We start from the raw sequence: 12026 nt of genomic DNA, 5'->3' as shown, positions 1-12026 counted from the left end.
GGGAACATGAAACTGGACGTGGCTTTTCTGGACATTCCCTTCAATCTTCCGTACAGCTTCGCACGGGCGCATCTGGTATCCGCTCCGCTGCTGCGGGTGGAAATCACGGACGATGACTTCTCGGGCCGCGGCGAGGCGACCCTCTTCGAAAGCCCCTTCGCAGATCCGAAGGCCGCCACGGCGGAGCAACTGGAGCGGGCGAGGCGTGACATCGAGGAGGGCGCGACCCGCGACGAACTCCTCACCCTGCTGCCGGCGGGACCGGCCCGCAACGCCGTCGACGCCGCGCTGTGGGACCTGGAGGCCAAGCGGAGGGGCGTCCGGGTCTGGAGCCTGGCCGGCCTTCCCGCGCCCGTCCCCGTCGAGGACATGCTCACCATCTCCCTGGCGGACGAGCCCCAGTTCACACAGGAGCTGGAGGACAGCCGGGGACGGCGGGCGCTGAAGCTGAAGCTGGGCTCGGACACCGACGTCCAGCGGCTGGAGACCACCCGCGCGCTCCGCCCGGACGCCGAGCTCGTGGTCGACGTCAACTGCGGGTGGAGCCTGGACCGGCTCGTCGAGATGCTGCCGGTCCTGGCTCGCCATGACGTCCGCATGGTGGAGCAGCCGGTCGGCCCCGACGAGGAGGAGGGGCTGCGGGGCCTGCCCCGCGCGGTCCCGCTCGTCGCGGACGAGTCCTTCTACGGCGAGGGGGACCTGCCCAGGATCTCCGAGCTCTACGACGGGGTGAACATCAAGCTCGACAAGTGCGGCGGCCTCACCGCGGCGCTGCGGATCGTCGAGCAGGCGCGCCGCAGGGACCTCAGGATCATGGTGGGCTGTTTCGCGGCGAGTTCGCTGGCGACCGCCGCCGCGTTCCAGGTGGCGACGTTCGCCGAGTTCCGGGACATCGCCGGCCACCTCATCCTGACCGAAGACGTGCAGCCCGCGATGCCGTGCCGGGACGGCTGGCTGGATCCGCCCTCCGCGGACCTGTGGGGCTGACCGATTCCGACGCCGTCGGGTGCGGCGACCGCGGTTGAGAATGGATGGTTCCCGTATGCGTACCGACACCTGGCGGCGGGTCAGCGTGGTCGCGGCCCTGTCCGTGGCGGCCTTCGCCTTCAACACCACCGAGACGCTTCCGATCGGACTTCTCGGGCTCATCGCCGACGACTTCGACGTGTCCCTGTCGTCGGTGGGTTATCTGGTGACCGGCTACGGCCTGACGGTGGCGGTCGTGTCCGTACCGCTGGCCCAACTGACCCGTCAGGTGCCGCGCCGTCACGTCCTGTCCGCCCTGCTCGCCGTGTTCGTCGTGGCGACGTGGGTGTCGGTCGCCACCTCGTCGTACGGGGTCCTCCTCGCGGCGAGGGTGTGCGTCGCCCTCGCCCAGGCCCTGTTCTGGGCGGTGATGATGCCGGTCGCGGTGGGGCTGTTCCCGCCCCGCGTGAAGGGCCGGGTCGTGGTGGTGACGGCCGTCGGCGGCTCGCTGGCCACCGTGCTGGGCGTGCCGGTCTGCACCTGGCTGGGACAGCGCGCCGACTGGCAGACGCCCTTCCTGGTGCTCAGCGGCATGGGCCTGCTCACGCTGGTCGTGATCGCCGCGCTGCTGCCGACCACGCCGCCCGAGGAGGGGCACGCCGCCTACGCGCCCGCGCCGGACACCCGCAGGTTCGCCCTGGTGCTGGCCACCACCGTCCTGTCCGTCACGGGCGCGTTCACCGGATTCACCTATGTCACCGAGTTCCTCACCAGGGAGGGCGGTTTCAGCGAGCAGCGGGTCGGCGTGCTGCTGATGGTCTTCGGACTCGCCGGCGTCGCCGGCGTGCTGGGCATCGGCACCCTCGCCGACCGCAGTCCCACGACCACCCTGGCACTCCCGGTGGCGCTCCAGTCGGCCGCCCTGACCGGGATGTACCTGTTCGACTCGGTGCAGCCCGCGGTGATCGGCATGCTGGCCCTGCTGGGCCTGTCGGCGGCCCCGGTCTTCACCGCCACCCAGAACCGCGTCTTGCGGGTCGCGCCCGGAAGGACCGAGATCGGCCTGGCGATGAACTCGGCCGCGTACAACGTGGGGATCGCCGCCGGCGCCCTCCTCGGCGGTGCGGTCCTGCCGCACACCGGCGTGCGCGGGCTCTTCCTGCTCGGCGGGGTGCTGAACTTCGCCGCGGTGGCGGTCCTGGCGGGCGAGCGGCTGCTCGCCCCGGAGCAGGACCGGCCGGAACAGGACCGGTCGGCGCCCGCCCCGGCATCGCCGGCCGGGGACGAACGGGCCGGGGAAGAGCTCACCACCCGGGCGAAGGGAGACACGTGAGCGAGGAACCGATAGCGGACGTCGCGGCGCTGTTCGACCTCTACCAACAGGGGATCGTCTTCCACTGCGTCTGCGCCGTCACCCGGCTGGGCATCCCCGACGCGCTCGATCACGAGCCGCGCGAGGTGGCGCGGGTCGCGGCCGAGACGGGCTGCGACGAGGACGCGCTGCGGCGCGTGCTGCGGCTGCTCGCCGGCCACTCACTGCTGACCTACGACCCGGAGCGCGACCTCGCCGGTCTCACCGCGCGCAGCGAGCTGCTCCAGGGCCGGCACGCCATGTCCCTGCGGGCAACGTTCGCGACGCTCGGGATATCGGACGTCGCCCACGCCCTCACCGAGACCGTCCGGACCGGCCGGCCCGCCACCGTACCGGCGCTGGGCACCGGGTTCTGGGAGTACCTGGCCGAGCGCCCGGAGCAGCAGACCGTGTTCAGCGAGGCCATGGCGGAGCAGGCACGGCTGCTGTCGCTGCCCTGCGTGCACCTGGTGGACTGGCCGCCCGCCGGCACCGTCGTCGACGTGGGGGGCGGCATCGGTGTCCTGCTGGCGGCCGTGCTCCAGGAGGAGCCGGGCGCGCGCGGGATCCTCGTCGACCAGCCCCAGGTGCTGGATCGGGCCCGGTCCTTCCTGAAGGACGAGGGCGTCGCCGACCGCTGCGCGGTCCGGGCGGGGAACCTGTTCGAACCACCACCGCCGGCCGACATGTACCTGCTCTCCCGGGTGCTGCACGACTGGGACGACGACGGCGTGGTCCGGATCCTCGCCGCGATCAGCCGGGACGCCGACGCGGCCGCCCGCCTCCGGATCTTCGAGGACCTGCTCCCGGAACGGGGCTCCCCGGCCCCCGCGCAGAACTGGTCCGACTTGGTGATGATGGCCCTGTACGACGGCGCCCGGGAGCGCACCCTCACGCAGTACCGCGCGCTGCTGGAGCGCGGTGGCTGGACGTTCGACAGGGTCGTCCACGGCCCGCCCGGGATGAACGTCATCGAAGCGACCCGGGCGGGGTGAGGGAAGTGAGGTGAGCCAGGGAACTCGTCGCTGGTTCCGCGGCTCCGCGGAGGTGCCTCAGGAGGCGGTCCGGATCCATATCTCCCAGCGGCGCAGCGTCCCGGGGCCGCGCAGCCCCGCGTCGGTGATCCGGAGCTGCCAGTCGCCCGCCACGCCCTCGCCGACCAGCGGAGCGAGGAGTGAGGGCGTCCTGGAGTCGAGGGTCAGCCGCAGGTTGTCCGCCTCGCCGCCCGAGCGGTTGTGCAGCACCGCTCGGCGGCCGGTCGGCGACATCAGTACCACGCGCAGATCACCGATACGGGGGTGCGCGATGTCGATCGAGACCTCCAGCTGACGGGCCGTGCCGGCACCCGCCAGCTCGATGCTGTCGCTCAGCCCGGTGGCGCTCTGCCGCGGGATCTGGGCGTCCGGCGCGGACCGGCCGCTGATCGTCACCCCGGCGACGCCCTCCTCACCGGTTTGGAACTCCATCACCTGTCCGGGGGCGCTGACCTGCGAGATGGTGAGACCGGACTCCGTCCCGTTCCACCACAGCGACGCCGGACGGCTGCTGTGCGACATCGCGGTGCCCTCGACCGGCCCGTACAGGTCCCCGCCGTCCCCCTGGTTGGCGTTGGTCTCCAGGTCCTGGTGGCCGTCGGCCTGCATCAGCGCGCACTGGTAGTGGTGGGTCGGGGTGCCCTGCTGGAACTCGTTCGAGCCCTTGATGTCGCAGTGGAGGACCGCCAGTCCGCTGGCCGTCAGCTTCTCGTCGAAGTCCAGGCGCGTCCGGTTCTCGACCAGGAAGTACTCGACGTCGGGGCGCTGCGGGTTCTGGTAGATCAGGGCGGTGTCGTAATCCCCGTGGGTGGCCTCGTAGACACCGTCCTCCGCCAGGTCGACCTCATTGGCGCACCAGTCGACGAGGCGCCGCAGATACACGCACACCGGGGACGGCGAACGCCCCTGGCCCAGGTGGTTCCCCGCGCCCATCACGCAGTAGGTGCCCATACCCGCGCTGGTGAAGTCGTCGCCTTCCCGATCGGCCCGGCCGTAGTCGTACACATCCGGGAACCGGCACAGCAGGTGCCCGCTCTCATGGCAGAACGTGCCGATGCTCAGGTCGGCCGGGGTGCGCCCCATGCTGGTGACCGTGTAGAGGTCCGTCCGCATGCCGTCCCAGGTGTCGCGGTGCACCCAGTTGTGCGGCCACAGGTCGCCCTTGTACTCGGTCCGGCCCGCGTACATGATGCACACCGAGTCGACCACTCCAAGGCCCTGAGAATCGAACGCGCTGAAGTCGACCCCGGCGTCGAACGCCGCCTGAATCGCCTCCGGCACCAGCATGCCCTCCGTATTGGCATACGCCAGCCGGGACCGGCTCATCTGGAACGGACCCACGACCTCGTTGGTGAAGTTGAGCCGGTCCGTCGACATCGTGCGGAAGAACTCGTTGACCGAGCAGCGGTTTCCGTGCGCGTGGAAGTCCGGGCCGTTCAGCATGGCCTTCACCTCGGCCGGTGTGACCGTGGTCGTGGTGCCGGGGAAGGTGACGAGGATGGTCAGGCCGCGGACGTCGCCCTCACTCACCCGGCGTCCGGGCAGCAGGCCCTGGTTCGGGCCGAAGGTCAGCATGGCGTCGGGGGGCACCGAGCCGCGCTCCTCGGGCGGGATCATCGCCGCGAAGCGATTGACCACCACGTTCCGACGGTATTTCTGCCCTTCCCGCAGATGGCGGGGCAGCGCGTGCGGCGGGCCCTGGTCGATGCGGTCGCCGGTGGAGTGGAACCGCCGTTCCATGCCGTCCTCGGTCGGCTCGGCGTAGCAGTACCCGCCGTAGTCCTCGTCATAGACGACCGTATAGCCGTCCAGCGTCTCGTAGCGGGCGTACTTGTCGTCGCCGAAGACCACGAGTTCCACATCGCCTCCGTCCTCCTGAGTGAACGTGAGGGTTTCTCCGAAAATGGCGCTCATCGCGGAATCCTCCCGGCCAGTCGAGGAGAGCGGATCTTCGAATTCAGTCTTGTCGTGACTGCGGCATATGCCAAGGGGTGTAAATACCCACGTCGCCGGGGCGGAGTCGCCCCTGCCTCTCCCCCTGTCCCCTACCGCTGTCCCCTCAGCTCTGCCCCGCACCGCCGGACGGCGTGATGATGTCGTGCTCGATCGCGAAGCGGGTCAGATCCGCCCTCCGCCGCGAGCCGATCTTGTCGCGGAGCCGGTCCAGGTGCGAGTGCACGGTGTGCTCGCTGATGCCGAGGCGGGCGGCGATGCCGTGGTCGGTCTCGCCGTGGGAGAGCAACTCCAGGATCTGCCGCTCCCTGTGGGTGACATGGCACGGCGGTTCGTCGCCGGGGCGCACGGCGAGCGCCGCGGACACATAGGGGCAGCCGGAGGCCACCAGCCGGACCGCCGCCAGCGCCTCCTCCTCGGTGGCCTGTCTGCTCAGGCAGCCGCGCGCGCCGGCCCGCAGGGGCGGCACGATGTCGATCCGCGGGGAGGAGCAGACGAGCAGGACCGCCGTCCCCTGACCGGCGAGCCGGGACACGGCGGCCGCCAGGCACACGGGCGGCTCGGGCAGGTCCAGCAGCACCACGTCGCCGGGCCCGAGCTGTCCGTCCAGTTCCTCCACCGACCGCACCCCGGCGGCCAACTCCAGGTCGGAGGCGGTGCCGATCACCTGGGCCAGGCCGCGGCGGAAGAGCGGGCAGTCGCTCACCACGGCGACACGTCTGACGTCTCCCGCGTCGGAAGGTCCGGCGTCCACGCCCCCAGACTCGCCCCGGCCGCCCCGCCCCGGCACGCCGGGCGCGACCGGGTGGGTGAGCCGGGGCCGACGGGCCCTCGCCGACGCGGTGGGTCAGGCCCCGAGCGGCCCGGCTCCGGCCCGCGGGCCTTCCGCCGTCACCAGCACCCGCTCGCGGCGGCGCGCACGATCCGTACGACCTCCTCGGCGCTGACCCCGGGACGGTCGAGGGCTACCGGGTCCTCCACGCCGGCCTCCTTCAGATGGGCACGTGCCGCCTCGGCGTCGCCCTGGCGGGCCGCCACCTGGGCGTACAGCCGGTGCGCCGTCCGGTGACGCGGGCTGCGCTCCAGGACCGCGTCCAGCTGCTCACGGCACTCGTCATCCGCTTCCCGCTCGCAGAGCACCTCGGCCAGCTCGATCCGGGGATCGAAGAGCGAGGTGAGCATGAACCCCGAGTAGCGGGACTGGACGTAGCCGTGGATGTCGACGGCCGTACGCAGCCAGGTCAGCGCGTCGTCGAGCTGCCCGAGCTCGCGGAAGGCGCGTCCGAGCCAGTACGCGCCCTCCGGGACATCCTTCTCGTACGCCAGCCGCAGCAGCGGCTCGGCCTCGGCGGCGTCGCCGCGCAGGAACAGCGCGCGGCCGGCCTTGAAGGCGGGCATGCCGTGCCCCTCCTCGGCGGCCCGCCGCCACAGCCGGACCGCCTCCTCCTTGTCGCCGTATTCGTCCGACCGTTCGGCGCACCACCAGGCGGCCTGTCCGCTGCCGAGCCGCGCGGCGCGGCGCAGCCAGCGCTCGGCGCCGACCTTGTCGTCCATGCGCAGATACAGCTGACCCAGCTCGTCGGTGGCCTCCGGGGCGAGTTCGGGGCTCTCCGCGGCCGGGCGGTAGAGGTCCAGCAGACGCTCGGGCGGGGCTCCGATCCCCTTCAGCATCCGGCCGAGAGCCAGTCCGGCCCCGGCGTGTCCGGCCGCGAAGGCGCGCTCGTACCACGCGATGGCCTCCGGGAGGTCCCGCTTGCGGGCCAGGAGGTCGGCCAGCTCGGTGGCGGCCTCGGCGTCGCCTGCCTCGGCGACGGGGCGCAGGGCGAGCTGGCGGGACTCGTCCTCCTCGGTCAGCACGTTGTCCGGCGCGTCCCGGAGCTCATCGAGGTGTTCGAGCTGCTCCTCGTAGTCCTCGTGCTCCGACCGCTCGATCCACGCATACGCCTCGTCCAGGCGGCGCTGGCGCTTGTAGAGCAGGCCGAGGTTCCACTGGGCGGTCTCGTCGCCGCCCTCCGCCGCCTTGAGGTACCACTCCTCCGCCGTCGCGATCTCGCCACGGTCCTCATGGAGGGAGGCGAAGACGCGGGCCGCGCGCAGGCTGCCCCGTTCATGGGCGCGCAGCAGCAGGGCGTCCGCCTCCTCGAAGCGGTCCTGTTCCCGTTCGATGACCAGCGCATGATCGACCAGGGCGTGGTCGCAGCCGAGCTCCGCGGCCTGTTCGTAGATCCTCTCGGCCTCGGCGACCAGCCAGGGGTAGGCGCGGAAGATCTCCTTCTCGTGCATCAGGTCCTCGATGGCGTCGAACGCCTCCTCGGCGTCCTCGGCCTCCGCCAGCTCGTCCGCGTAGTCGATGAGCTTGCCCTCGGCCGTGTCCATGGCGTCCAGGGCGTGGTGGGCGATGTGGTCGCCCGCGTCGGCCGCCTCCCGCAGCTGGTCGCGGGCCGCCTCCTCCTGGCCGCTCCGGGCCAGCAGCACCGCACCGTTGGTCTTGCAGGCCAGGCTGCCGAGCGCCGCGCCGCGGCGGTACCACTCGGCGGCACCCGCCAGGTCCCCGCCCTCCTCCAGGAAGTTCGCGAGACCGAAGGCGCAGCCGCCGTCGTGCTCCGCGGCGCAGCGGTACCAGCGCTCGGCCGCATCCCATTCGCCGCGGTCCTTGGCTATCACGGCCCGCTTCCGCGCGGCCGTGGCGATGCCCGCCTCGGCGCCGCGCTCCAGCCACGCCACGGCCTCGTCGACCCGACCGGTGGCGACGAGCAACTCGCCGTAGGCCGCGGCGGCTTCCGGGCCGCCGGACTCGGCCGCGGCGGACAGCGGCGGCTCGGCGGCGTCGTGATCACCGGCGTCGAGCAGTCGCCGTCCGTCTGCGAGGAGTTCTTCGGTGCTCTGGGCCGGGATGTCGGTGCTCAACGGCTTTCCCTTTCTGGGAGACGGCGTGCCGCGCCCGCCGCGGCGAGCGGTCTCCGCAGCCTAAAGGGTGTGTGACCAGGCCCGTTACGGAGGACCTCCGGCTCGGCCCTCCTCGGTGTCTCCGGGGAGCCCCGACCGGCGCCCCCGGTACGCCCCGGGCGTGTGTCCGAAGGTCCGTCGGAAGACGTCGATGAACGCGCTGGCGGACGACCAGCCGCAGCGATGCGCCACGGTGGTGACCGGGGTGTTCTCGGCCAGCAGGATCAGGGCGTGGTGCAGGCGCAGCTGAGTACGCCACTGCGGGAAGGTCATGCCGAGGTCGGCCCGGAACAGCCGGGACAGCGTGCGTTCGCCGGCGCCGACCTCCTTGGACAGGGCGGACAGCGTACGGCTGTCGGCCGGGTCGGCGCGCAGGATGTCGCACAGGTCCCTCAGTTGAGGGGCGATGGGGGTGGCCAGGTGCAGCGGCTGCTGGGGCGAGGCCCGGAGTTGGTCCAGCAGTACGGCACGCAGCCGCGTGCGTTCGGGGCCGTCGTCGAGCGGGGCACGCGTGTAGGCGAGGAGGAGTTCGCGCAGCAGGGGGCCAACGGCCAGCACGGTCGGCTCCTCCAACCCGAGCGGGTTGTCGCTCGCGGGCAGGCCGACCAGGTGCAACTCCAGTTCGCCGTGGGCCTGGTGGGCGTGCACCGTGCCGGCGGGCACCCAGATGGCGCGCGTGGCCGGCGCCACCCAGGTACCCGTGCTGGTCGTCACGGTGAGCACGCCCCGCCCGGCGTAGACGATCTGGTGGTCGTCGTGCCGGTGGGCGTCGATCTCCGCTCCGGTCGCCAGCGTCTGGGTGCGGGTCGACGCGATCGGCTGGTGGCGGATCTGCGTCATTGTTTGGCAGTTTATTGGAAGTACGACATGCGGCACGCTGCCGACGATGGAGGCGTGCCAAGGAACAAGTCGATCATCCTGCTGTCCGTCGGTCATGCCTGCGTGGACGTCTACCAGGGCGCGGTGGCGGCGCTCGTCCCGTTCTTCGCCGCCGAGCGCGCCTACGGCTACGCCGCGGTGTCCGGCATCGTCCTCGCCGCGTCCGTGCTGTCCTCGGTGGCCCAACCCGTGTTCGGGGTGCTGACCGACCGGTGGCCGATGCCCTGGCTGCTGCCGGTGAGCACACTGCTCGGCGGGGTGGGCATCGCCCTGAGCGGTGTGAGCGGGTCCTATGCGCTGACGCTGGCCTTCGTGGCGGTCTCGGGGCTGGGGGTGGCCGCCTACCACCCCGAGTCCGCCCGCGTCGCACGGCTCGCCAGCCGCGGCAGCCACAGCAGCATGGGCTGGTTCGCCCTCGGGGGCAACCTCGGTTTCGCGCTGGCACCCCTTATGGTCTCCGCCATCGTCGCCACCGGCGGCCTTCGGCTGACGCCGCTCCTCGTGCTGCCGGCCCTCGTCGGCAGCGTGCTCCTCCTGCCCGTGCTGCGGGCGTTGGACGGCTCCGGTGGCGTCCGTGCCGACGCCGCGGTGCCGGCGGGACGTGACGACCACGTCTCATTCGTGAAGCTCTCGCTGGCGGTGATCTGCCGGTCCGTCGTCTTCATCGGCCTGAGCACCTTCATCTCGCTCTACGCCACGCAGCGCATGGGAGGCAGCACGGCGGCGGGGACCGCGGCGCTCTTCGTGCTCTATCTCGGCGGCGCGGTGGGCTCCGTGCTGGGCGGCAGGCTGGCCGACCGCTGGGACCGGGTGACCGTGTCCCGCTGGTCGTACCTGGCCACGGCCGTCGCGGTCGCGGGGATCGTGACCGCCCCCGGCCCGGGGCTCTACCTGTTCGCGGCGCTGGCTTCCGCCGGCCTGTACGTGCCGTTCTCGCTACAGGTCACCCTCGGCCAGGACTACCTGCCCTCCCGGATCGGTACCGCCAGCGGGATCACCCTCGGCCTCACCGTCAGCGTCGGCGGCCTGGCCAGCCCCCTCATCGGGAGCCTCGCCGACGCGACGTCCCTGCGCACGGCGCTGGCCCCGCTGATCCTGATGCCCGCTCTGAGCTGGTTGCTGTTCCGCACGCTGCCCGAACCGGGACTGACGCGTGACTGACAGCCGCTACGCCTGACCGGAGCGGATCCGGTCGACCGCGGCGGCCGCCAGCAGGATCCTCAGCAGCTCGTCGGGGGCGTCCCGCATCACGTTGTGGCCAGACGCCACGGCGTGCGTGCGCCAGGCGGGGTCGTCGCGCAGTCGTTCGTGGAGCGCGGTGAAGGGGGACTGCCCGTCCCAGCCGGTGGCGTAGACGTAGTCCCTGCTGCGGTAGCGGTCGAGCCCGCCCGCCAAGCGGACGGACTGGAGCAGGGAGGCCAGCGGGTGCGGTGTGGCCCGGGGGTCGAAGAACGGCAGCGGCGCGCTGGTGTAGCCGGTCTCGCCCACGCCCTCGAGGTACCAGGCGCGCTCTTGGTCGGTGACGAGGGACCAGCACGAGTCACCGTCCTCGGGGACCATGGCGTCGACGTAGACCAGTCCGGCCACGCGCTCCGGGACGCGGTCGGCGGCGCCGGTGATCACCATGCCGCCGTAGCTGTGTCCGACCAGTACGGCATCGGTGATCTGCTCGTCCGTCAGAAGGTTGACCACGTCGGCGATGTGGGTGTCGAGGTTGACCGTGGCGGTGAGCAGGTGCCGGCGGTCCCCCACTCCGGTGAGGGTCAGGGGGTAGGCCTGGTGGCCGTGCGCGCGCAGCTGCCGGGCCAGCGGTTCGTAGGTCCAGGCGCCGTGCCAGGCACCGGGTATGAGGACGAAGGTGGTCATCGCGGGAATGTCTCTTCCGGTCAATCAGGTGGTCAGTCGGGCGGTCAGTCGGTGAGGGAGAGGACGATCTTGCCGGTGGTGCGGCGGCTGTCGCCCAGTTCGTGGGCCTTGGCTGCTTGGTCGAGGGGGAGCACCGTGTCGATCTCGGGCCGGAGCAGGCCCGCCTCGGTGAGGGCGGCGATCTCCCGCATGCCCGCCTGGTCGGCTTCGACGATCATGAAGGCGGCGCGCAGTCCGAGGGGGCGGGCCTCGTCGGCCAGGTACGCCTCGGCCGGGGAGGCGAGTGAGACCAGGACACCGCCCCGGCGCAGGGTCCGCAGGGAGCGCGGCCCGTACGCGCCGCCGATCGCGTCGATGACGACGTCGACCGGTTCGACGGCCGTCTCGAAGTCGGCCTCGGTGTAGTCGACCAGTTCGTCGGCGCCGAGGCCGCGCAGGAAGTCGTGCTTGGCCGAGCGGGCGGTGCCGATCACGTGGGCGCCGCGGGCCTTCGCGATCTGCACGGCGAGGTGGCCGACGCCGCCCGCCGCGGCGTGGATCAGCACCCTCTGGCCGGAGCGCACTTCGGCGACGTCGACCAGGGCCTGCCAGGCGGTGAGCGCGGCCAGCGGCAGCGCGGCGGCCTGTACGTGGGTCAGCCCGGCGGGCTTGCGGACCAGGTGCCGGGCCGGGGAGGTCACGTACTCGGCGTAGGTGCCCGCGGGGAGCGGGTGGCGCGGCAGGCCGAACACCTCGTCGCCGGGAGCCAGCGTGGTCACCCCCGGGCCGACCGCCTCGACGACGCCGGAGACGTCCCAGCCGAGCCGGACCACGGCGCCGGCCAGCCCGCCGGAGGCCCGGTGCCAGGAGTCGGTCGGGTTGACCCCGGCGGCGTGCACCCGCACCAGCACCTCGGCCGGACCCGGCTCCGGGCGCTCCACCTCGATCACCTTCAGTACCTCGGGCCCGCCGAAGCCGTCCTGGCCGATCGCACGCATCGTCATCCCCCTTGTCCGTTCGGGCCGCTCCGGCCCGCTTGGATCAAGGTTCTC

At 72.1% G+C, this 12026-nt stretch carries 10 protein-coding genes; 4 read left to right on the top strand and 6 right to left on the bottom strand.

Annotated elements, in window-relative coordinates; genetic code table 11:
* Positions 1-6 precede the first annotated feature (6 nt).
* The 3 genes from ACQUSR_RS29630 to ACQUSR_RS29620 are packed head-to-tail and all read left to right on the top strand — an operon-like array spanning position 7 to position 3312.
* Positions 7-987 (top strand): enolase C-terminal domain-like protein, encoded by a 981-nt coding sequence (locus tag ACQUSR_RS29630; RefSeq protein ID WP_431045761.1) that lies wholly within the window; start codon positions 7-9, stop codon positions 985-987.
* 55 nt (positions 988-1042) lie between these two features.
* Positions 1043-2299, top strand: coding sequence for an MFS transporter (locus ACQUSR_RS29625; protein WP_431045759.1), 1257 nt, complete (start codon positions 1043-1045; stop codon positions 2297-2299).
* Positions 2296-3312 carry a methyltransferase gene (locus tag ACQUSR_RS29620; RefSeq protein WP_431045757.1) on the top strand — a complete coding sequence of 339 codons (1017 nt, stop codon included), beginning with the start codon at positions 2296-2298 and terminating at the stop codon, positions 3310-3312. Before ACQUSR_RS29625 ends, ACQUSR_RS29620 begins: the two co-directional genes overlap by 4 nt.
* Positions 3313-3369: 57 nt before the next feature.
* Here the strand turns inward: ACQUSR_RS29620 and ACQUSR_RS29615 are convergent, their stop codons facing one another.
* From ACQUSR_RS29615 to ACQUSR_RS29600, 4 genes are all read right to left on the bottom strand, one after another.
* A complete protein-coding gene (locus tag ACQUSR_RS29615) occupies positions 3370-5265 on the bottom strand; it encodes a M6 family metalloprotease domain-containing protein (RefSeq protein ID WP_431045755.1) in 1896 nt (631 codons plus the stop codon).
* 145 nt (positions 5266-5410) lie between these two features.
* On the bottom strand, positions 5411-6058 hold the full coding sequence (locus ACQUSR_RS29610; protein ID WP_431045753.1) for a LuxR C-terminal-related transcriptional regulator: 648 nt from the start codon (positions 6056-6058) through the stop codon (positions 5411-5413).
* Positions 6059-6195: 137 nt separating this feature from the next.
* Positions 6196-8211 (bottom strand): tetratricopeptide repeat protein, encoded by a 2016-nt coding sequence (locus tag ACQUSR_RS29605; RefSeq protein ID WP_431045751.1) that lies wholly within the window; start codon positions 8209-8211, stop codon positions 6196-6198.
* 84 nt (positions 8212-8295) lie between these two features.
* Positions 8296-9090, bottom strand: coding sequence for an AraC family transcriptional regulator (locus ACQUSR_RS29600; protein ID WP_431045749.1), 795 nt, complete (start codon positions 9088-9090; stop codon positions 8296-8298).
* A gap of 54 nt (positions 9091-9144) precedes the next feature.
* Between ACQUSR_RS29600 and ACQUSR_RS29595 the strand changes: the two genes are divergently transcribed.
* Complete coding sequence (locus tag ACQUSR_RS29595) at positions 9145-10290, top strand: MFS transporter (RefSeq protein ID WP_431045747.1); 1146 nt, start codon at positions 9145-9147, stop codon at positions 10288-10290.
* 6 nt (positions 10291-10296) lie between these two features.
* On the opposite strand, the gene ACQUSR_RS29590 is transcribed toward ACQUSR_RS29595, so the two are convergent.
* Both ACQUSR_RS29590 and ACQUSR_RS29585 read right to left on the bottom strand, forming a co-directional pair.
* Entirely contained in the window at positions 10297-10995 is a 699-nt protein-coding gene (locus ACQUSR_RS29590) for an alpha/beta fold hydrolase (protein ID WP_431045745.1), read from the bottom strand.
* 44 nt (positions 10996-11039) lie between these two features.
* Positions 11040-11972 (bottom strand): NADP-dependent oxidoreductase, encoded by a 933-nt coding sequence (locus tag ACQUSR_RS29585; RefSeq protein ID WP_431047921.1) that lies wholly within the window; start codon positions 11970-11972, stop codon positions 11040-11042.
* Positions 11973-12026 lie beyond the last annotated feature (54 nt).

Source organism: Streptomyces sp. P1-3, assembly GCF_050613155.1.
Classification (GTDB): domain Bacteria; phylum Actinomycetota; class Actinomycetes; order Streptomycetales; family Streptomycetaceae; genus Streptomyces.
Note: the sequence above shows the minus strand (reverse complement) of the source record. Positions and strands in the feature narration are given on the sequence as shown.

Coding starts and splice junctions, on each gene's coding strand:
- ACQUSR_RS29615 (WP_431045755.1), bottom strand. CDS start 5,265: ATGAGCGCCATTTTCGGAGAAACCCTCACGTTCACTCAGGAGGACGGA.
- ACQUSR_RS29600 (WP_431045749.1), bottom strand. CDS start 9,090: ATGACGCAGATCCGCCACCAGCCGATCGCGTCGACCCGCACCCAGACG.
- ACQUSR_RS29585 (WP_431047921.1), bottom strand. CDS start 11,972: ATGCGTGCGATCGGCCAGGACGGCTTCGGCGGGCCCGAGGTACTGAAG.
- ACQUSR_RS29630 (WP_431045761.1), top strand. CDS start 7: ATGAAACTGGACGTGGCTTTTCTGGACATTCCCTTCAATCTTCCGTAC.
- ACQUSR_RS29590 (WP_431045745.1), bottom strand. CDS start 10,995: ATGACCACCTTCGTCCTCATACCCGGTGCCTGGCACGGCGCCTGGACC.
- ACQUSR_RS29625 (WP_431045759.1), top strand. CDS start 1,043: ATGCGTACCGACACCTGGCGGCGGGTCAGCGTGGTCGCGGCCCTGTCC.